Here is a 19,513-nt window from a genome sequence, read left to right on the forward strand (position 1 = left end):
CCGCAGTTGGCGGGCTACTTCGCGTCCGAGTAGCGCTCCACCACCGCCGTCGTGAACGGGAAACGCACCGGTGTCTCGCCGAAAGCGGTCCGCCCGGCCAGATCACCGGCCTCCCGGATGGCCTCCACGACCGCCTCGGCCTCCTCCTGAGGGCAGTGCACGATCACCTCGTCATGCTGGAAGAACACCAGCTCGGCCCGGAGACCGGCTGAGCCGAGCGACTGGCGCAGGGCGGCCAGGAGCAGCAGCGCCCAGTCCGCGGCGCTGCCCTGCACCACGAAGTTACGGGTGAAGCGGCCCCGCGCGCGGGCGTTCGACGATGCGTAACCAGGGGTGAACTCGCCGTCGGCAGAGGGCTGTTCCGCGCTCTCCTGCGGGATGCCGGCCTCTTCGTCCTCCCCGCTCCCGGCCGCGGGGGGACTGGTCCGGCCCAGCCACGTCCGTACGAGACGGCCTTCCTCGCCCGCCTTCGCCGCATCGTCGACATAAGCCACGGCCAGCGGAAATCTCCGGCGCAGAGCTGCCAGGTTCTTCAGGCCGTCGCCCGAGGTCTGGCCGTAGATCGCGCCCAGCAGGGCGATCTTGGCGTGGTCCCGGTCGCCGTGGAAGGCCCGGTCCGACAGCGACGTATAGAGGTCGCCGTCATGGCCCGCCACCTCCATCAGACCGCGATCACGGGAGATCGCAGCCAGCACTCTGGGCTCCATCTGGTCGGCGTCCGCGACGACGAGGCGCCAGCCCTCGTCGGCGACGACCGCCTGCCGTATCACCTTGGGGATCTGCAGCGCCCCTCCGCCGTTGGTCGTCCAGCGGCCGCTGACCGTGCCGCCCGGCTGGTACTCCGGGCGGAAGCGGCCGTCGCGCACCCAGTCCTGGAGCCAGCTCCAGCCGTGCGCCGTCCAGATCCGGTACAGCTTCTTGTACTGGATGAGGGGTTCCACCGCCGGATGGTCCAGCTCCTCCAGCTCCCAGCGCCGGGTGGACTTCACCTTGATGCCGGCCTGTGCGAACGCCTTCACCACGTCGGCGGGGAGGTCGGGGCGGACCCGTCTGCCGAAGGCGGCCGACACCTCGTCGGCCAGCTCGGCCAGCCTGCGGGGCTCGCCGCCGCCCGCGTAACGCTCGCCGAGCAGTTCGTGAAGCACGTCCCGGTGCACGTCGGTGCGCCAGGGGAGGCCGGACCGGTTCATCTCGGCGGCGACCAGCATGCCGGCCGATTCGGCGGCCGTCAGCAGGCGCATCCTGCCCGGGTGCGCGGTGGCGTCGTGGCGGCGGAGCTGGTCGGCGTACACCTGGAGCAGGTCGTCGAAGGGCAGGTCCGTGCCGGACTGCGGCTCGAAGAGGGAGGACTGCGAGCCGGGCTCGGCGGAGCGGGGCGGAGGATCGGGGGGTACGGGGGCGTTGCGCAGGCGGGCGTGGGCGGCGGCTGCGGAACGGGGTTCGCCGAGACGGCCCTCGTGGGCGAGGAGGAGGGACTCGGCGACCTCGATGTCGTAACAACGGGCCACGGGGACGCCGGCCGCGAGCAGGCGAGGGTAGATCTCGGCGGTGGACCGCCACACCCAGCGTGTGACGTCCGGGCGGGAGCGGACCGCCTCCACGAGGTCGGGTTCGGTCAGGGCCGGGGCGGTGGGCAGGCCGGTGGAGTCCAGCGGGGCGAGGAGGGCGCCGCCGGTCTCTGTGGTGGCCAGAGCCCAACGTTCGGTCATGCTGTCGAGTCTGGCACCCGGCACTGACAAGGGGGTGGGGGCGCGGGGCCGGGCACGCACATCGCCGTGTTGCCGTCGATCTCCACGGCTTCGCCACGCCTCTGTCCTCAGCCTTGCAGCTGCACGCACCCAGCCCCGCTCCGTGTCCCACCCCCCCCACGCGCCGGGTCGGTCTCAAGCGGAGTCCGTCGTCCAGGTGCCCAGGGAGATCTCGGCGGTGATGCCGGGGCCGAAGCCGGCCATCAGGCCGCGGTGGCCGTCAAGCGCCGAAGCCTCGTCGAACATGCGGCCAAGGGCGTCGAGCACCACCGCGCTGGCTATGTTGCCGTACTCGGTGAGCGTGGCGCGGCTGAAGCGGAACGCTTCCGGCGGCACGTCGAGGAAGCGGCTCAGGTCGTCCAGGATGCGCGGGCCGCCCGCGTGGATGATGTAGAAGTCCATCTTGCCGGCGTTCCACTGGTGCTCCTCCGCGACGGCGTTCAGGGCCGGGGCGAGGGGCTCCATGGTTCCGGGCACACGCTTGTCGAGCTGGAAGTGGAATCCGGTGGACCGGACCGCGTAGGAGATCCAGTCCTCGGTGTCCGGAATGATGTACGAGCCGTTGCGTTCCAGGCGGACCCCGGTGCCACCGTTGCCGCGGACCACGACGGCGGCTATGCCGTCGCCGAACAGACCGTTGGACAGCAGCGATCCGACACCCAGATCTGTGGGCTGGTAGCACAGCGAGCAGAACTCGCAGGCGACGATCAGCGCATTGGCGTCGGGGTACGCCGTGCAGAAGTCATGGGCCCGGTTGACGGCTGCGCCGCCCGCCGCACAGCCGAGTTGGGCGATCGGCAGCTGCCGTGTCTCCGGCCGGAAGCCCATCTCGCCGATGAGCCATGCGGTCGGCGGAGGCATCATGAAACCGGTGCAGGAGACGTAGACGATCAAGTCGATCTGCCGCGGCTCCAGTTCGGCCTGGTCGAGTGCCCGGCGTACCACTGCCGGCACCCGGGCCTTGGTCTGTTGCTCGTAGGTGATGCTGCGGGCGTCGAAGCCCGGGTGCTGCAGCACCCTCTCGATCGGTTGGATCAGGTGCCGTTTCTGCACCCCGGTATGTTCGATCAGACGAAGGACCAGGTCGATCTGCGGATGGTCGCCGTGCAACCGTTGGGCCAGCTCCAGGGTTTCCTCGTTGGTGATGACGTACTCGGGAACCTCGATTGCCGGCTTGCAGAGAACCGCCATGGAACGCCTCCTAGCGGACTTTGGTCCGCACCGCCGGGCCCGGAACGGCTACGGGGTGTCCGCCGACGCGGGAGTGCTCACCGCGGCTCCGCACGCGCGGTGCCGCGCGGAACAGAGCTTCGGTGGATTCCTGCGCCGGGTTCGGTACCCCTGATACGGGCGCGGACGGGCCGACCGTCGAAGACTGAGTTCTAGTGCCGTGACAGGGCAAAGCTTGCCGGGAGGGGCACTAGCCATTTGTGGGCGGATGCTGATCCGCCACGGCTTGGGTGGGTGGCCGTCGGGATCACGTTACGGCAGGCGGATCAGAGCCGCACGTCGAGTCGGCGCACAGCGCGCACAGCGCGCAGCAGGACGCCCGGCGCCCCGGAATTGTTCCGGGTTGCCGGGCGCCCTGGTGCGACGCGTCATCAATGAAAGTCACTGTCCGTGCACAGAGAGCCCGGCGCGTTGCCGAACCGCCCCTGTCACCAGGTGACAGGCAGTGCGAGGGGATAGCGCCAGATCGAGGTCTTGTTCCAGCGCACCTTCTCGGCGGGCGTCGCCAGTTTCAGCGCGGGGAAGCGCTTGAGCAGCGTTCCGATGGCGACCTCCAGCTCCGTGGCGGCGAGCGGGGCGCCAAGACAATGGTGGCCACCCCAGCCGAAGGTCATATGGGACGTGCCCTGCCGCTCCAGGTCCAACTCGTCGGGCCGGTCGAACTTCCGGGGGTCGCGGTTGGCCGTCAGATAGGAGACATGCACGATGTCCCCCGCCCGGATCATCACCCCGCTCAGTTCCACGTCCTCGGTGGCGACACGGGGGATGCCGACCCCCTTGCGGAAGGGGATGAAGCGCAGCAGCTCCTCAAGGGCCTGCGGGAGCATGTCGGGGCGTTCGCGCAGCATGGCCAGCTCGTTTGGCCTGGTGAGCAGCGTGTAGGAGATGTTGCCGAGCTCGTACGTGGTGGTGTCCTGGCCGGTGATGAGCAGGACCATGGCCATCACGGTCAGTTCCTGGTCGTTGAGGATCTCGTCCCCGTCGCGAGCCGTGGCCAGCGCGCTGATCAGGTCGTCGCCCGGGTTCTCGCGCCGCTGCGCCGTCAACTTCTGGAAGTAGGCGCGGAGAGCGGCCTTGGACTGCACCGCGGCGTCCCGGTTCTCGACGGTCGTGTCCATCATGGTCCGGGCGTGGGCGCGCAGCTGTGCGTGGTCGGCCCCGGGAATGTCGAGGACCTCGCAGATGGTGGTCAGGGGCAGTGGGGCCGCCAGATGCTCGAAGAGATCGGCGGGGGCGCCGTGCTCCTCCATCCGGTCCAGCAGCTCGTCCACGACATGCTGGGTGCGCACCTTCATGCGCTCCATGTGACGAGGCGCGAAGCCCTTCGAGATCAGGCTGCGCAGGCGGCTGCTGCCCGGCGGGTCCATCACGTTGATCGCTTCGTCCTGAACGATCGGCTCAGGGGTCATGCGGGGGAAGTTCCGGCCGATGATGGCGCTCCTGCTGAAGCGCCGGTCGGTGGTCACCGTGCGCACGTCGTCGTAGCCGGTGACGAGCCATGCCTCGCCGTCGCCGTGCGGCAGTCGGATGCGGGAGACGGGTTCTTCGGTCATCAAGTGCCTGAGCACCGGGTCGAATTCGAGGGCCTCGGCGTAGTCGAACGGGCAGTACCGTGCGCCGGCGGCTGGTTCCATGCGGAGCTCCAGAGGGAGAAGACTGACGGGTGGTTCAAGGAGATGGGTGGTTCGAGGAAGGTGAGGGCTGGCTGGACGGGACATGGGTGCCCGGTCCCCCGCTCGGACACGCGCCGCCCGGGTCCGATTGGTCCATGGATTGGCCCATATGTGGAACGGATCCCACGGCCGGGGGGTCCGGGTTCGCTGGACCGGCGGATATGACGGACCCGGGTGGTTCAGGTACGGGGGACGTCTCAGCCGGTCGGGGCCGGTGCGACGTTGGTCGCGTCCAGGGCGGGACGTACCGCACGGGCGAGGGCGACACCGTCGCCCACGGCCCAGAAGTGGGTGAAGAACAGGCGGGGGTCCTCAGCGAGGTGGTGGTTGTGCAGCTCGACGAGTTTGATCCCGCCGTGCCGCAGGGCCTTCAGCACGGCCGGGACCTCGTCGGCGAGCATGGCACAGTCGCCGCTGAGTGCGGCCCGGCCGCCGCCGAGCGGCTGGAAGTTGAACGCGCTGGTCGAGCCCAGGCCGGGCGGCAGGATCAGGTGGCCGTCCGCGATCGTCTCGCGGCGGACGAAGAGGACCTTGTAGAGCCCGTCCTCGACGGTTCCTGTCGTGCCGAGCACCGCCTCCATCCCAGCGGTGTCCAAGTCGACCGGAGCCGACGGCCGGGGCGGCCGGGCGGGCGGTGTCCCGGTGCGGTCGAGTCCGGCGCGCAGGCCGCGGGCCAGGGCCACGGGGTCGTGGCCGTGCGCGTGGACGTGGGTCCACCAGATGTCGGGGCTCTGGGCGAGCAGGTGCTTGTGGAGCGCGGTCTGTTCGATTCCGTGTGCCTGCCAGGCGTCGGTCACCCGCTGCAGTTCGTTCTCGGTGACCACCACGTCGCCCATCAGCATCGTGCTGCCGTCGGCGTAGCGGACGAAGGCCACATGCGTGCCGAGCGCGAGTCCCGGGGTGACGACGACGCCCTCGGAGATCACCAGAAGATCCCGCCGGGGGAAGCCCGTGTGGTAGATCGTGCCGCGCAGCATGTTGCCCGCGCGGCCCAGCGCCTTCGCCACGCCCGCCCAGTCCGCCTGCCCGGTGGGCACCGGCGAGACCCGCCCGCCGTGCCCCGGCCCGGCGGGTCCGGCGGGTTTGTCGGGGCCGGTGGGCCGGGTGCACGCGGTGGCGGTGGTCGCTACTGCGGCGGTCAGCGCCGGCGCGAGCGCTGCTGCCGCCAGCATCCGTCGCCGCGATGTGAACGCCCGCGCATTCGGGTTCTGCTGTCGGTCTCCGGTCCTGGCATCGGTCTTCACGTGATCGCCTCCATGGCGAGATGAAAACACGCGAAACTTGGATAAAAGAATGAAAGCGGATGCTTCGTTAGAAGATCGGGCCGGATGGACCAATAGTCCTGACGGGTCACGCGTCTCCCGAGAGCTGGCCCTGTGTTGGCGATCTCCGCCAGGGGCCGACGGCAGCCGTGGCGGCCGAGTAGTCTCCATGTCGCACGCTGCCCGCGTCCGCGCGCCCGGTTTTCGCGCGGCCTGGTTGTGTGACTGTGCTGGTGCGTCAGAAGGAGTTCTTTGTCCCCAATGTCGCGATTCAAGGAAGTAAGTAAAAACAGCCAGCCCGCCGCCTAAACCCGCAGGTCAGGAACTCTGCTCCCCGCGCACGCGGGGATGGTCCCGCGGACGAGCGCACTCGGTACTGGCACGGGCGCTGCTCCCCGCGCACGCGGGGATGGTCCCCTCGGGGACGGCAAGGACCCGTGGCCTGACGTCTGCTCCCCGCGCACGCGGGGATGGTCCCGTCTGGACCGCGTACAAAGCGGCCCGCGACCGCTGCTCCCCGCGCACGCGGGGATGGTCCCCGAGGCGGTGGTGGCGACCGCGGTTGCGTTGGCTGCTCCCCGCGCACGCGGGGATGGTCCCAGCTGGGCGAGCTGAGTGATCAGCGGCAACAGCGGCTGGATCTGCTCCCCGCGCACGCGGGGATGGTCCCGGATGATGCAGCCCTTATCCCGTCGGTTATCCACAGGGTGTGGACGGCGGTGCGGGCGGGTCTCCCGACCTGCCGGGACGGGCGCGGGCCGGACCCGTCCGGCGTCCCGCCCGCCCGGCGCCTTGCCTACCCTGACCTCATGGAACCGGTGATCGACCAGGCATTCGCGGCAGCCCTCTACTCGGACGGCGACGCCGGTCTCGACGCCGGAGCCTCCCTCCTGGCCGCCGATCCGACGGCCGACGCGGAACTGTTCCGGCGCGGCGAGGAGTTCGTCCGCCGCGCCTGGGAGCGCGGCTGGCAGCCCGCCGATGTCGTACGTACCGTCCGCCGCGAACGGGACGAGACCGCGGTCGGCCTCGCCGCCGGGCTGATCGCATCGGAGACCGGACGGTACGGGCAGCTGCCGCCGCGCTGGCGGTCCCAGCTGGACGGGCTCCCCGCCGCGCCGCCCCGGAACCGGCCCGACCGGTTCTCCTACGCCCTTGCCCTCCTCAGTCTGTACCGGCTACTGCTCAGGCTCCCCGCCATCGAACCGGTCGGACCGCCGCCCGGCACCTCCCCGCACGGGCTGCACCTGCCGCCCGCGCACGACGAACCCCGGATGCTGACCCGGATCCGCGCCCTGCTCGCCAAGGCGGAGGCGACCGGCTTCCCCGAGGAGGCGGAGGCGCTCACCACCAAGGCGCAGGAGCTGATGGCCCGGCACTCCATCGACGAGGCCCTGCTCGCCGCCCGTACCCACAGCAAGGAGGCGCCGGGGGCGTGCCGGATCGGGGTCGATGCCCCGTACGAGACGGCGAAGGCGATCCTGCTCGACGCGGTCGCCTCCGCGAACCGCTGCCGAGCGGTGTGGAACAGCGACCTCGGCTTCTCCACGCTGGTCGGCTTCGAGCCGGACCTGGAGGCCGTGGAGCTGCTGTACACCTCCCTGCTGGTCCAGGGCATGGTGGCGATGACGAAGGCGGAGGCGGGCCAGCGGGCCGGCGGACGCAAGCGGACAAAGACGTTCCGGCAGTCCTTCCTGATGGCGTACGCCCAGCGCCTGGGCAGCCGGCTGGTCGCCGACACCGCCCGCGTCACCGCGGCCGCCGAAGCCGAGACCGAATCCGAAGCCGCAGGGGTGGCGGCACCTCATCTGCTCCCGGTCCTCGCCGCCCGCGACATGGCTGTCACGGACACCGCCGAGCGGATGTTCCCCAAGACCACGACCACGCGCGTCCGGGGCGCCACGGACCTCGACGGATGGACGCATGGAACGGCCGCCGCGGACCGGGCGAGGATGGGCGGGCGCGGGCCGGAGATCCACGGCAGGCGTGGGAAACGGTAGAAACCTCGGAAATCCCTAAACATTCCGGCAACTCGGGCTTATAGGATATTCCGGCTAGGCTCTGGGCATGAGCTGGCTCTGGGCGCTGAAGGAGACCGCCCGCTCGGGGCTGACGATCGAGCGGCGGCGTCTCGAACCGCTCATCGCGATCCGTGGTGCGGCCGGGCTCGCCCTCGTCATCGGGATCAGCCTCGCGTTCTTCGGGCCCGTCGTCGCCGCGAGTTCCGCGTTCGGTGTGTTCCAGGCGGCCATCGCGTCGTTCCAGCGCAGCTGGCGGCCCCGGCCCGTCCTCGCCCTGGTCTCCGGGGCGAGCCTCGCCATGTCGACGTTCCTCGGCTATCTCACCGGCTCCCGCACGCCGCTGTTCCTGGCCCTGCTGGTGCTCTGGACGTTTCTCGCGGGCCTGGCCTGGGCGGCGGGACCGACGGGCGGCATCATCGCGTCGTCCAACGTGGCGATCATGCTGGTGACGGTCACCCTGCCCACCTCTGTCGCGAACTCGGCCGTGCATGCCGTGATGATGCTGTTCGGCGGTGTGGTGCAGGCGGCGCTGATCGTCCTGTTCCCGGTACGGAGATGGGGCGCCCAGCGTGACGCCCTCGCCGATGCCCTGGCCGCCGAGGCCGACTACGCCCGGCGGCTGCGCCAGGACCCGCTCGCCGCCTTCGACCCGGTGCCGCTGATGAAGGCCCGCAGCGCGGCCGCCGTCACCCCGTGGCAGGCCCGCCGCCGGCCGCCCGAGCTGCGTGGCTCCCGCGGTGTCGCCGAACGGATCAGACCGGTGCTCGCCTCGCTCGCGGACCCGGCGATGGGCGTCCCGTCCGAGGGGCCGGAGCGGGACCGGGTCCGCGAGCTCCTCGCCGCCGCCGGATCCGTGCTCGACTCGGCGGCCCGTGCGATCCGCCACGGCGACCCGGTGAAGCTCTCCCCGTCCGCCGTCGCCGCGCTGAGGACCCCCGACACCGGCACGCTCCTCACCGGCCCGCCCCGCCGCGCCGCCGAACGGCTCGGCGCGCTGCTCTCCGATGTCATCGAGACGGCCGAGGGCGAGGGGACGAAGGAGGAGCAGGCCGAGGCCGAGGAAGCCGCCGAGACCATCAAGGCCGCCGGGGAGGAGACGCCCGCCGCCCCGCACCGCCGCCGCCCCACCCTCCTGCGGCTGGTCCCCGTCGTCGTGCGGGCGATGCGGGCCGAACTGCGCCCCGGTTCACCGATCCTGCGGCACGCCGTCCGGGTCTCCGTCGTCGTCGCCGTCGGCTATCTCATCGGCGCCGCGCTGCCGTTCGGTCACGGCTACTGGGCGCCCATGGCGGCCGTGATGGTGATGCGGCCGGAGTTCTCCCAGACGTACGGACGTTCCGTGGCCCGCTTCGGCGGCACGATCGTCGGTGTCTCGCTCGCCACCGCGATCGTCGAGATCACTCACCCCGGTGTGACTCTGGCCGCGATGCTCTCCGTGCTCTGTGCCCTGCTGATGTATCTGCTGATGCGCACCGGGTACGTGGTCGGCCAGGCGTGCGTCTCCGCCTACGTCGTCTTCCTGCTCGGCATGGCGGGCAACAACTGGTCGCAGACCGTACTCGAACGGGTCGTCCTCACCCTCGTCGGCGGCCTCCTCGCGATGATCTCGTACGCCGCCTACCCGGCCTGGGAGACGCCGAGGCTTCGCGGCAGGCTCGGCGACTGGCTGAAGGCGGACGGGCGGTACGCCGCCTCGGTCGTCGACCAGTACGCCGAACCGGCCGAGCGCGGCCACGACGACGTCCGTTCCGCCCTGCTCGACACCCGCGAGGCCCGCGTCGCCTGGCAGGAGGCGCTGGCCACCGCCCAGCACGAACCGGTACGCAACCGCGGCCTCTCCCGCGCCTCCGCCGACGAAACCCAGCACGCCCTCGCCCAGCTCGGCCGGGTCGCGATGCTGCTGGAGGCCCACCTCCCATGCGGCGGCGCCACCCCCGTACCGGCCGCCGCGCGCCTGGCCGAAGCGCTGCGCCGGGCCACCGAACAGGGCGCGAAGGAGGTGCGGGAGCGGCGCGTACCGGACTGGGCGCAGGTGCGTGAGGCGCTGGCGCGGTGGGATGCGCAGCAATGGACGGGCGAAGCGGCGGAGGTGGACCCGTTCGTACGGAACGGGGCAGGCCTCCTCCTCGAAGCCCTGGAGGAGTTCTCCCGGGGTCTGGACGGGAAGGCGAAGCCGAAACCGCCCTCGGATCAAGCCGATTGAGGGGACGGTGCGTCCGGCCGTCAGGGGGCTGGCAGGTCCGGCGGACCGACGGGAGGTCGCGGCGTTACCTCCCGGGCCGGGTCGCCCAACTCGGGGTTGGGCGGAGCCAAACAGGTGTCCCGTACGTCTGTCTCTGTGTCCAGAGCTGTAATCACGGGAATACCCCGCGTGCACGTGCATCCGCTCATGCATCTGCCCATGCAGGGATAATTGAACAGAGCTATGATCCGAGAAAGTTGACACTTGCACCTTGCAACTCGGGGAGCGTCCTGTGCACCACGTGTACAACGGCATGGCGGCCACAGAGCTTCGCGGAGTCGTCTGGCAGAAGAGCAGACACAGCAACTCCCAGGGATCTTGCGTGGAGTTCGCGAAACTGCCCGACGGGGATGTGGCGATGCGGAATTCACGCCACCCCGACGGGCCGGCCCTGGTCTATACGCCGGCCGAGATAGAGGCGCTGCTGCTCGGGGTGAAGGACGGGGAGTTCGACCACCTCATAGCGGGCGGCTGACCGCGTCCCGCGGGGCGGTGTCCGACCACCCGCCGGCAGCTCGCACGGCCGCCGCGCGGGTTACATGTCGTCGGACAGCCGGAACAGTGCCCAGACCACCTTGCCGCGCGGAATTGCCGCGGTGTTCGGGTTTTCCGCTCCCATGACGGGGGAGGGGTGCCAGCCCCAGGAGTCGCTGAAGGACTCCACCAGGAAGAGGCCGCGACCCGACTCCGCAGAGTCGGGAGCCTCGGAGGCCATGGGGCTCTCCTGACTGGGGTCGCGCACGGCGCACACCAGGCGCGAGCTCCAGTGCATCAAGTGCAGCCGTACGGGCGGTTCCTGAGACTCCGGTGCGGTGTCCGCGGGCAGGGCGTGCCGCAGGGCGTTGGTCACGAGTTCGGAGACGACCAGCGCGACGTCGTCGAAGCGCTCGTCCAGTCCCCAGCCGTTCAGCGTCGTCCTGGTGAACTGCCGTGCCCCGCCGACGGCTTCGTAGCAGGCGGGCAGAGTGCAGATGGCCGATCCGGAGGCGTCTGAGGGATCGATGGGGGGAAGCCCCTGCCGTAACGGCTCGAGCATCGTCGATCCATTCGTCCCCATGCGAGGCACTCCCGGGATTCGCGGCTGTATCGGTACTGCGGGGTACAACGGCACAACACGAACGAGCACGCAGGTGCGCGAGGACCATCGTTCCGAATGCGCACGGCAGATGCAAGGGCAGATGCACGTGCACGCGCCTGGCCTGTCCGACCCCGTGCCGGTTCTTGGTCATTTCTTCCTGCGTGTATTTTCGTAGCTTTACGGGAGTCTTCTCATCTCCGTAATCGAACGAGTACGGGCTGAAGCGTTTTGGTGGCAGAATCCGGCACTTGGGGTTCTGGGGGAGCCCCGGTGTCCAGGAAGCGATGGGGAGGGCCGGACCAGTGGCGGCAGGCGAGTCGAGTGGATCTGTGGTGCGGCGCATTCTGCTGGGCTCGCAGCTCAGGCGGCTGCGCGACTCGCGCGGGATCACCCGCGAGGCGGCCGGCTACTCCATCCGGGCTTCCGAATCGAAGATCAGCCGCATGGAGTTGGGACGGGTGAGCTTCAAGGCCAGGGATGTCGAAGACCTGCTCACGCTCTACGGTGTCACGGACGAGGCGGAGCGCGACGCTCTGCTCGGCTTGGCCCGTGAGGCCAATGTGACGGGCTGGTGGCACAGTTACGGAGATGTACTGCCCGGGTGGTTCCAGACGTACATCGGTCTGGAGGGGGCGGCATCGCTCATCCGGGTGTACGAAGTCCAGTTCGTCCACGGCCTGTTGCAGACCGAGTCCTACGCGCACGCGGTCGTCACCCGGGGCATGGGCGACGCTCCGGCCGCCGAGGTCGACCGCCGGGTGGCCCTGCGGCTGGAGCGCCAGAAGGCCCTCGTCTCCGAACACGCGCCCCGTTTCCACGCCGTACTGGACGAGGCGGCGCTACGCCGGCCGTACGGCGACCGTGAAGTGATGCGTGGACAATTGCGGCATCTGATCGAAATGTCGGAGCAGCCCAACATCACTCTTCAAGTGATGCCCTTCAGTTTTGGCGGGCATGCGGGGGAGAGCGGTTCCTTTACGATGCTTCGATTCCCGGAATCCGATCTGTCGGACATTGTCTATTTGGAGCAGCTGACAAGTGCGCTCTATCTGGACAAGGCCGAAGAAGTCGCTCAGTACGAAAAGGCCATGGCGCGATTGCACGAGGACAGCCCCGGTCCCGAGGAGAGCCGCGATCTGCTCCGTGGTCTACTCCAACTCACCTGATTCATCAGTACGATGACGGTTCGACAGGAGTCTGCACCTGAATTAAGGGATCGCATGTCCTTCTTCTACGAGCTGGCCGACCAGTACATCGACGGTGAGTGGCGGACCGGAAGCGGCTCGTGGGACATCATCGATTTCAATCCCTACAACGGGGACAAACTCGCCGCGATCACCATCGCGACCGCGCAGGAGGTCGATCTGGCCTACCGCGCCGCCGAGCGCGCCCAGCGGTCCTGGGCCACCACCGGCCCGTATGAGCGCCGCAGCGTCCTGGAACGTGCCCAGCGCATCATTGAGGAGCTGCACGACGACATCGTCGAGGCGATCGTCGACGAGCTGGGCGGCACCCGTCTCAAGGCGGAGTACGAGGTGCGCGTCGCCAAGGAGTTCCTGCGCGACGCGATCCAGCAGGCGCTGCGCCCCCGGGGCCGCATCCTGCCCTCCCCGGTGGACGGCAAGGAGAACCGCCTCTACCGGCAGCCCGTCGGTGTCGTAGGGGTGATCAGCCCCTACAACTTCCCCTTCCTGGTGACGATGAAGTCCGTCGCACCGGCCCTCGCGCTCGGTAACGCGGTCGTCATCAAGCCCAATCAGAATGCCCCGGTCGTCGGCGGCGGGCTGATCGCCAAGATCTTCGAGGACGCCGGTCTGCCCGCCGGGCTGCTCAACATCCTGATCACCGACGTCGCCGAGATAGGGGACGCGTTCATCGAGCACCCCGTACCCAAGGTGATCTCCTTCGCGGGCACGGACCGGGTCGGCCGCCACATCGGCGCGACCGCGGCCGGACACTTCAAGCGGACGATCCTCGAACTCAGCGGCAACAGCGCCCTGGTGGTGCTGGACGACGCCGACATCGACTACGCGGTCGACGCGGCCGTCTTCAGCCGCTTCGTGTACCAGGGGCAGGTCTGCATGGCCGCCAACCGCATCCTGGTGGACCGCAGCGTCGAGCGGGAGTTCACCGAGAAGTTCACCGCCAGGGTGGCCGCGCTGAGGACCGGCGACCCGCGCGACCCGGAGACCCAGATCGGCCCGGTCATCAATACCTTCCAGGCGGACGCCCTGACCGCCCTGGTCGACCAGGCGCTCGCCGAGGGGGCCACCGCGCTGGTACGGGGCCGGACCCGCGGCAACCTCGTCGAACCGACCGTGCTCACGGGGCTGCCCGAGGACTCCCCGCTGCTGTCCCAGGAGATATTCGGCCCGGTTGCGCTGCTGGTGACGGTCGACGGCGAGGACGATGCCGTACGGATCGCCAACGACACCCCGTACGGGCTGAGCGGCGCGGTGCACACCCGCAGCGCCGAACGCGGGGTGCGGTTCGCGCGGCGAGTCGTCAGCGGGATGTTCCACGTCAACGACTCCACCGTCCAGGATGATCCGATGGTGGCCTTCGGAGGTGAGAAGTCCTCCGGTATCGGCCGACTGAATGGTGAGGCGACCGTGGACGCCTTCACCACCCAGAGGTGGATGTCCATCCAGCACGGCCGGACGGCATTTCCTTTCTGAAACCGACGGGTTGAGGACAGAAGCCGACCGCAAGGGTCCGTAGCTTGGTCGGTGTCAGAAAGAAACCGGCACGGTTCCCCAAGGCGGACATCATGGTCACTCACGTTCCCGCAGAAGCCCTCGGCGACGAGCGCGGCGCGCTTCTCTCCTTCGTCGAGGCACAGCGCGGTGCGATCCGGCGCTCGCTCATCGGTCTGACCGAGGAGCAGGCGGCGAGCCGGCCCAGCGCCAGCGAACTCTCCCTCTCCGGGCTGCTCAAGCATGTCGCCGAGGTCGAGCTGAACTGGCTGCGGATGGCTCAGCAGCGGTCGAGCCAGATTTCCCGCAACGAGGAGACCTGGGCGGACAGCTTCCGTCTCATCGGCGACGAGACCATGGAGCGGATGCTGGAGTTCTGGGACGGTGTCGCGGTCGAGGTGGAGAAGTTCATCCACTCAGTGCCCAGCATGGACGACACCTTCCCGCTGCCCGACATGCCCTGGTTCCCCAAGGACGGGCGGGTCTCGATGCGCTGGCTGCTGCTCCATCTCGTCGAGGAGCACGCCCGGCACGCCGGGCACGCCGACATCATCCGGGAGTCCCTGGACGGCCGAACCGCGTTCGAGCTGGTCGCCGAGGCGGGGGGATATTCTCATCAAAGTTGAATAGAAGGGGTGCGTGACATGTCCGCGATCCGGCTGCTGGTCCTCTGCGCCGTGCGTCAGCACGGCCGGGCGCACGGCTATCAGGTCCGCAACGACCTGGAGTACTGGGGTGCGCACGAGTGGTCCAACGCCAAGCCCGGGTCCGTCTATCACGCACTGAAGCAGATGGCGAAGCAGGGGCTGCTGGTCGCCCACGAGACCGCCCCGAGCACGGCGGGCGGCCCGCCCCGTACCGAGTACGAGATCACCGAGCGGGGCAACGAGGAGTACCTCACGCTGCTGCGTGCGGCGCTGACCTCGTACGACCAGAAGCTGGACGTGCTGTCGGCGGGCCTCGGCGGCATCGTCGACCTGGAGCGGTCCGAGGCGATCGCGCTGCTCAAGGAGCGGGTCGCCGGTCTCACGGCCTGGCGGGCCTCGGTCACCGAGTACTACATGCCGGAGGCCGGGCCCGAGTCGATCGGCCACATCGGCGAAATCATGAACATGTGGGTTCATTCGGCAGACGCCGGGGCCGAGTGGACGCGCGGGCTGATCGCCCGCATCGAGGGCGGGGCGTACACCTTCGCGGGGGAGGGTGAACCCTTCGTCGGCGTGCTTGCCGAGGGGCAGGAGAACCCGTACGCGACCGGTGTCCCCGATCCTGGCGACGACGAGTAATCAAGTTTGACGAATGGGTTCGGAGCCCTTACCTTCGACTCGCTAGTCAAGTTTGACTACGGGAGGGTGTGGCGATTTTGACCGACGCGATCGTTGTCGAAGGTGTGCACAAGCGCCTCGTCCAGCGTCGGGCGCCGCACCGCGATGTCCTCCGCCTCGATGCCCGCCTCCTCCAGCGCCCGCACGGTCCGGGTCAGGGTCGCCATCCGGTCCGGCGCCGGCGCCCAGAACTGGCGCACTGGGCAAGGCAGCCGGTGCGGATCGTCGTCGGCCTGGTCTTCCCCGTGATGCTGCTGATGTTCAACTATCTGGTCGGCGGCGGGCAGGGCGTCGACGGCGACAACACCGAGTTCCTGGTGCCCGGCATGCTCGCGCTCACCATGGTCTTCGGCCTGGAGTCGACCATGCTCGCGGTCACCCAGGACCTCAACAAGGGCGTCATCGACCGGTTCCGTGCCATGCCGATGGTCTCCGGTTCGGTGCTGGTCGGCCGCAGCGTCGCGGACATGCTCCAGTCGGCCGCCGCGCTCGCCGTGATGACCGGTGTCGGATACGCGGTCGGCTGGCGCTGGCACCACGGACCGGCGGCGCTGGGGGCGCTGGGGCTGCTTCTGCTGCTGCGCTTCGCGATGCTGTGGATCGGCATCCAGTTGGCGCTGGTGGCCGGGAAGCCGGAGCTGGTGCAGGCGGTGCAGATCCTGGTCTGGCCGGTCGGCTTCCTCTCCAACGTCTTCGCCACCCCCGAGTCGATGCCGGGCCGGCTGGGCGCGGTCGTCGAGTGGAACCCGATGTCGGCCACGGCCACGGCGGTACGCGGCCTGTTCGGCAACCCGGGCGGGCCCGGCGACACCTGGGCGTCCGACCATGCCGAACTGCTGGCGGTCGCCTGGCCGTTGGTGCTGATCGCGGTGTTCTTCCCGCTGGCAGTACGGAGGTTCGCCCGGATCGACCGCTGAACGCCCCCCGGCCCTCAGTGGTGGAAGGACGTCGCCGCCTGCTTGTCATGGCTCAACGGGTGCGGCTGGCGGCGCAGTTCGGGCAGGATCAGCCGGAGGTCCTCAAGCAGCAGCTCGGCGAGGTCCGACGAGAAGCCGTTGCGGCACACCACCCGCAGCACCGACAGGTCCTCCCGGTTGGCGGGGAAGGTGTACGCGGGTACCAGCCAGCCGTGCTCACGCAGCCGCCGCGACACGTCGAAGACGTCGTACGCCCGCACATCCGGCATGGTCGTCAGTGCGAAGACGGGCAATTGGTCGCCCCGGGTGAGGAGCCGGAAGTCCTCGAGCTTCTCGATCCGCCCCGCGAGCTCGACGGCGACATCCCGGGACGCCTGCTGAACGGCCCGGTAGCCCTCCCGGCCCAGCCGCAGGAAGGAGTAGTACTGCGCCACCACCTGTGCGCCGGGCCGGGAGAAGTTCAGCGCGAAGGTCGGCATGTCGCCGCCCAGGTAGTTGACCCGGAAGACCAGTTCCTCGGGCAGTTCGGCGGGCGAGCGCCACAGTGCCCAGCCGACGCCCGGGTAGACCAGGCCGTACTTGTGCCCGGAGGTGTTGATGGAGGAGACCCGGGGCAGCCGGAAGTCCCACACCACGTCCTCGTCCAGGAACGGCGCCACCATCGCACCGGACGCCCCGTCCACATGGACGGGGATATCGAGGCCGGTGCGCTCCTGAAGGGCGTCCAGGACCGCGCAGAGCTCCGCGACCGGCTCGTACGAACCGTCAAAGGTGGAGCCGAGGACGCCGACGACGCCGATGGTGTTCTCGTCGCAGAGGTCGGCCGCGGCCTGCGGGTCGAGGTGGAAGCGGTCGCCCTCCATGGGGACCAGGCGCGGCTCGACCTCCCAGAAGTTGCAGAACTTGTCCCAGCAGACCTGCACATTGATGCCCATGACCAGGTTCGGCCGGGCGGTCGCCGGGTAGCGGTCGGCGTTCCTGGCCGCCCAACGGCGTTTCAGCGCCAGGCCGGCGAGCATGCAGGCCTCGCTGGAGCCCGTGGTCGAACAGCCCACGACGGCCGAGGGGTCGGGGGCGTTCCAGAGATCGGCGAGCATCGCGACGCAGCGCCGTTCCAGCTCGGCGGTGCGCGGGTACTCGTCCTTGTCGATCATGTTCTTGTCGCGGCACTCGCCCATCAGCACCCCGGCCTGGGGTTCCATCCAGGTGGTGACGAAGGTGGCGAGGTTGAGCCGCGCATTGCCGTCGAGCATCAGCTCGTCATGGACCAGGCCGTACGCGATCGAGGGTGGCATCGGCCCGTCGGGCAGCCGGTGCCGGGGCGGCGCCGACGTCATGCCGGCGATCGGGTCGGCCTCCCCGAAGAACGGGTTGAGGGCGAGCCTGCGGCGTTCCTCGGACGGTTCCGTGTCCTGGGGTGAACCCTTGTGGAGAGGCATCGGCGAACAGCTCTTCTCGGCTCTCGGTGGTCATCGTGACCCACGACGGTCCTGTCGGTGTGCGGTGGTTCAGCTCTCGGCGGCGAGGCCGTTTTTGATGGCCCGGGTGAACTTCACGACCCGTTCGGCCTGGACCCGGGCGGCGGTCAGGGTCTGCACGCCGACGGGGATGTCGCCCTGCCCCGCGACGTGCGAGGTGCCGTACGGGTTGCCGTCGACGAACTTCGATGGGTCCGTGTAGCCGGGGGCGACGAGGATGCCGCCGAAGTGGTGGATCGTGTTGTAGAGCGCGAGCAGCGTGGACTCCTGGCCGCCGTGCGTGGTGCTGGTGGAGGTGAAGCCGCTGTAGACCTTGTCGGCGAGGCGGCCCGCCTGCCAGAGGCCACCGAGGGTGTCGAGGAACTGCTTGAGCTGGGAGGTGACATTGCCGAACCGGGTCGGCGTACCGAAGATCACGGCGTCCGCCCAGATCATGTCGTCGTGCGACGCCTCGGTGATGTCCGCGGTCGCCTTCGCGTTGGCGGCCCAGGCCGGGTTGGAGTCGATGGCCGCCTGCGGGGCCAGCTCACCGGCCTTGCGCAGCCGTACCTCCGCACCGGCCTTCTCGGCGTCCTGCGCGATGGCCTTGGCCATCGTGGCGACGGTGCCGGTCGAGGAGTAGTAGATGACGGCGACGTTGACGGGCGTGGGCATTGCGGAAACCTCCGACAGGGCCTGACGGAACGTATGCAGACGTATCCATATGGATACGACGATACGGAAATCAGGGGCATTCGGCGCGTCGAGCGGCGGGGCCAGCGGCCGGGCAAGGGGGCCGGACCGGGCTCACCTCGCACGATGACGGACAGCAGTCCGCGTACAGGGGTGGTTTCGGCGGGAGCGTTTACGTCAGGAGGGCTTTTGGCGGCAGCCGTTCTGGCGGGATCGGGAGAATCTGTGGCCATCGACTCACCACAGCTGCGCAAAAGCCGTATAAACCCTCGAATGGCGCCGGAAACGGCGGCGTTTCGGGCTTGCACCTCACGTCACGTCAGGACTCAGGCTCGGTACGTACACGGAACGGAGAAGGGAGCGGGGAGTCATGGACTACTCCGTGGGACAGGTCGCCGGATTCGCCGGAGTCACGGTGCGCACCCTGCACCACTACGACGGCATCGGACTGCTCTCGCCCGGCGGGCGCAGCCACGCGGGTCACCGCCGCTACGACAACGGTGACCTCGACCGGCTCGGCTGCAGCAGATCCTGTTCTACCGGGAGCTCGGCTTCCCGCTCGACGAGATCGCGGTGCTGCTCGACGACCCGGACGCGGACCCGCAGGAGCATCTGCGCCGCCAGCACCGGCTGCTGTCCGACCGGATCGCCGAACTGCGAAAGATGGCCACCGCCGTCGAAACAGCCATGGAGGCACGGAAGATGGGCATCAACCTCACGCCCGAGGAGAAGTTCGAGGTCTTCGGGGGCAAGGACCCCGAGGAGCACGCGGAGGAGGCCGAACGCCGCTGGGGAGGCACTGCCGCGTACGCCGAGTCGCAGCGACGGGTCGCCCGGTACACCAAGGACGACTGGAAACGGATACAGGCGGAGGCCGCCGACTGGGGCGCCGCCTACGTCGCGCTGATGGTGGCCGGCGAACAGGCCACCGGCGAACAGGCGATGGACCTTGCCGAGGCCCACCGGCTCCACATCACCGAGTGGTCCTACGAGTGCAGCCCCGAGTTCCACCGGGCGCTCGGCGAGATGTACGTGTCCGACCCGCGATTCCGCGCGTACTACGAGTCGATGCGCCCGGGCATGGCAGAACACCTGCGGGACGCGATCGACGCCAACGCGGAGCGCCTGGCGTAACCGGCACGCGCACAGCCTTTACGGGGGTGAGGGCGCC

General features: G+C 69.3%; 14 protein-coding genes, 3 pseudogenes and 1 CRISPR repeat array. Of the genes and pseudogenes, 9 read left to right on the forward strand and 8 right to left on the reverse strand.

Going from position 1 to position 19,513, the window contains the following annotated elements; all coding sequences use genetic code 11:
* Positions 1-14: 14 nt before the first annotated feature.
* The 4 genes from ABTZ94_RS01370 to ABTZ94_RS01385 form a co-directional block, all read right to left on the reverse strand.
* Complete coding sequence (locus ABTZ94_RS01370; RefSeq protein WP_351196301.1) at positions 15-1,709, reverse strand: bifunctional 3'-5' exonuclease/DNA polymerase; 1,695 nt, start codon at positions 1,707-1,709, stop codon at positions 15-17.
* Positions 1,710-1,883: 174 nt separating this feature from the next.
* Positions 1,884-2,939, reverse strand: coding sequence for a type III polyketide synthase (locus ABTZ94_RS01375; RefSeq protein WP_351196303.1), 1,056 nt, complete (start codon positions 2,937-2,939; stop codon positions 1,884-1,886).
* Positions 2,940-3,406: 467 nt separating this feature from the next.
* Complete coding sequence (locus tag ABTZ94_RS01380; RefSeq protein ID WP_351196305.1) at positions 3,407-4,612, reverse strand: cytochrome P450; 1,206 nt, start codon at positions 4,610-4,612, stop codon at positions 3,407-3,409.
* Between the two features lie 236 nt (positions 4,613-4,848).
* A complete protein-coding gene (locus ABTZ94_RS01385; protein WP_351196307.1) occupies positions 4,849-5,895 on the reverse strand; it encodes a DUF1259 domain-containing protein in 1,047 nt (348 codons plus the stop codon).
* Positions 5,896-6,240: 345 nt separating this feature from the next.
* Positions 6,241-6,583: a CRISPR direct-repeat array (repeat unit 29 nt; unit sequence CTGCTCCCCGCGCACGCGGGGATGGTCCC).
* Between the two features lie 139 nt (positions 6,584-6,722).
* Between ABTZ94_RS01385 and ABTZ94_RS01390 the strand changes: the two genes are divergently transcribed.
* The 3 genes from ABTZ94_RS01390 (at position 6,723) to ABTZ94_RS01400 (ending at position 10,651) form a co-directional block, all read left to right on the forward strand.
* On the forward strand, positions 6,723-7,913 hold the full coding sequence (locus ABTZ94_RS01390; protein ID WP_351196309.1) for a DUF2786 domain-containing protein: 1,191 nt from the start codon (positions 6,723-6,725) through the stop codon (positions 7,911-7,913).
* A 67-nt stretch (positions 7,914-7,980) separates the two neighbouring features.
* The gene (locus tag ABTZ94_RS01395; protein WP_351196311.1) at positions 7,981-10,137 is read left to right on the forward strand and encodes an FUSC family protein; all 2,157 of its coding nucleotides are present in this window, start codon (positions 7,981-7,983) and stop codon (positions 10,135-10,137) included.
* A gap of 271 nt (positions 10,138-10,408) precedes the next feature.
* Positions 10,409-10,651 (forward strand): DUF397 domain-containing protein, encoded by a 243-nt coding sequence (locus ABTZ94_RS01400; RefSeq protein ID WP_037690973.1) that lies wholly within the window; start codon positions 10,409-10,411, stop codon positions 10,649-10,651.
* 60 nt (positions 10,652-10,711) lie between these two features.
* Here ABTZ94_RS01400 and ABTZ94_RS01405 read toward each other — a convergent pair whose 3' ends face one another.
* Positions 10,712-11,212 carry an ATP-binding protein gene (locus ABTZ94_RS01405; protein WP_351196313.1) on the reverse strand — a complete coding sequence of 167 codons (501 nt, stop codon included), beginning with the start codon at positions 11,210-11,212 and terminating at the stop codon, positions 10,712-10,714.
* A 326-nt stretch (positions 11,213-11,538) separates the two neighbouring features.
* On the opposite strand from ABTZ94_RS01405, the gene ABTZ94_RS01410 reads away from it, so the two are divergent.
* From ABTZ94_RS01410 to ABTZ94_RS01425, 4 genes are all read left to right on the forward strand, one after another.
* Positions 11,539-12,420: a Sco1979 family transcriptional regulator gene (locus ABTZ94_RS01410; protein ID WP_351196335.1), complete on the forward strand. Its 882-nt coding sequence runs from the start codon at positions 11,539-11,541 to the stop codon at positions 12,418-12,420.
* Positions 12,421-12,474: 54 nt separating this feature from the next.
* Positions 12,475-13,932, forward strand: coding sequence for an aldehyde dehydrogenase family protein (locus ABTZ94_RS01415; protein ID WP_351196315.1), 1,458 nt, complete (start codon positions 12,475-12,477; stop codon positions 13,930-13,932).
* Positions 13,933-14,024: 92 nt separating this feature from the next.
* Complete coding sequence (locus ABTZ94_RS01420; protein WP_351196317.1) at positions 14,025-14,576, forward strand: DinB family protein; 552 nt, start codon at positions 14,025-14,027, stop codon at positions 14,574-14,576.
* Positions 14,577-14,594: 18 nt separating this feature from the next.
* Complete coding sequence (locus tag ABTZ94_RS01425; protein ID WP_351196319.1) at positions 14,595-15,236, forward strand: PadR family transcriptional regulator; 642 nt, start codon at positions 14,595-14,597, stop codon at positions 15,234-15,236.
* 56 nt (positions 15,237-15,292) lie between these two features.
* On the opposite strand, the pseudogene ABTZ94_RS01430 reads toward ABTZ94_RS01425, so the two are convergent.
* Positions 15,293-15,472: pseudogene (locus ABTZ94_RS01430) on the reverse strand (daunorubicin/doxorubicin resistance ABC transporter ATP-binding protein DrrA); the annotation flags it as partial.
* Between ABTZ94_RS01430 and ABTZ94_RS01435 the strand changes: the two are divergent.
* Positions 15,458-16,192, forward strand: a pseudogene (locus tag ABTZ94_RS01435) (ABC transporter permease); the annotation flags it as partial. The pseudogenes ABTZ94_RS01430 and ABTZ94_RS01435 overlap by 15 nt on opposite strands.
* A gap of 14 nt (positions 16,193-16,206) precedes the next feature.
* Here ABTZ94_RS01435 and gad read toward each other — a convergent pair.
* Both gad and wrbA read right to left on the reverse strand, forming a co-directional pair.
* On the reverse strand, positions 16,207-17,631 hold the full coding sequence (gene gad, locus ABTZ94_RS01440) for a glutamate decarboxylase (RefSeq protein WP_351196321.1): 1,425 nt from the start codon (positions 17,629-17,631) through the stop codon (positions 16,207-16,209).
* A gap of 69 nt (positions 17,632-17,700) precedes the next feature.
* Complete coding sequence (wrbA, locus tag ABTZ94_RS01445; RefSeq protein ID WP_351196323.1) at positions 17,701-18,324, reverse strand: NAD(P)H:quinone oxidoreductase; 624 nt, start codon at positions 18,322-18,324, stop codon at positions 17,701-17,703.
* Between the two features lie 388 nt (positions 18,325-18,712).
* Between wrbA and ABTZ94_RS01450 the strand changes: the two are divergent.
* Positions 18,713-19,476 (forward strand): annotated as a pseudogene (locus ABTZ94_RS01450) (MerR family transcriptional regulator).
* Positions 19,477-19,513 lie beyond the last annotated feature (37 nt).

The organism is Streptomyces sp. NPDC002785, assembly GCF_040295565.1.
GTDB lineage: Bacteria > Actinomycetota > Actinomycetes > Streptomycetales > Streptomycetaceae > Streptomyces.

Excerpts from the sequence above, each read along its gene's own strand:
- ABTZ94_RS01370 (WP_351196301.1), bottom strand. The coding sequence starts at position 1,709 with ATGACCGAACGTTGGGCTCTGGCCACCACAGAGACCGGCGGCGCCCTC.
- ABTZ94_RS01375 (WP_351196303.1), bottom strand. The coding sequence starts at position 2,939 with ATGGCGGTTCTCTGCAAGCCGGCAATCGAGGTTCCCGAGTACGTCATC.
- ABTZ94_RS01380 (WP_351196305.1), bottom strand. The coding sequence starts at position 4,612 with ATGGAACCAGCCGCCGGCGCACGGTACTGCCCGTTCGACTACGCCGAG.
- ABTZ94_RS01390 (WP_351196309.1), top strand. The coding sequence starts at position 6,723 with ATGGAACCGGTGATCGACCAGGCATTCGCGGCAGCCCTCTACTCGGAC.
- ABTZ94_RS01395 (WP_351196311.1), top strand. The coding sequence starts at position 7,981 with ATGAGCTGGCTCTGGGCGCTGAAGGAGACCGCCCGCTCGGGGCTGACG.
- ABTZ94_RS01405 (WP_351196313.1), bottom strand. The coding sequence starts at position 11,212 with ATGCTCGAGCCGTTACGGCAGGGGCTTCCCCCCATCGATCCCTCAGAC.
- ABTZ94_RS01410 (WP_351196335.1), top strand. The coding sequence starts at position 11,539 with ATGGGGAGGGCCGGACCAGTGGCGGCAGGCGAGTCGAGTGGATCTGTG.
- ABTZ94_RS01415 (WP_351196315.1), top strand. The coding sequence starts at position 12,475 with ATGTCCTTCTTCTACGAGCTGGCCGACCAGTACATCGACGGTGAGTGG.
- ABTZ94_RS01420 (WP_351196317.1), top strand. The coding sequence starts at position 14,025 with ATGGTCACTCACGTTCCCGCAGAAGCCCTCGGCGACGAGCGCGGCGCG.
- ABTZ94_RS01425 (WP_351196319.1), top strand. The coding sequence starts at position 14,595 with ATGTCCGCGATCCGGCTGCTGGTCCTCTGCGCCGTGCGTCAGCACGGC.
- gad (WP_351196321.1), bottom strand. The coding sequence starts at position 17,631 with ATGCCTCTCCACAAGGGTTCACCCCAGGACACGGAACCGTCCGAGGAA.
- wrbA (WP_351196323.1), bottom strand. The coding sequence starts at position 18,324 with ATGCCCACGCCCGTCAACGTCGCCGTCATCTACTACTCCTCGACCGGC.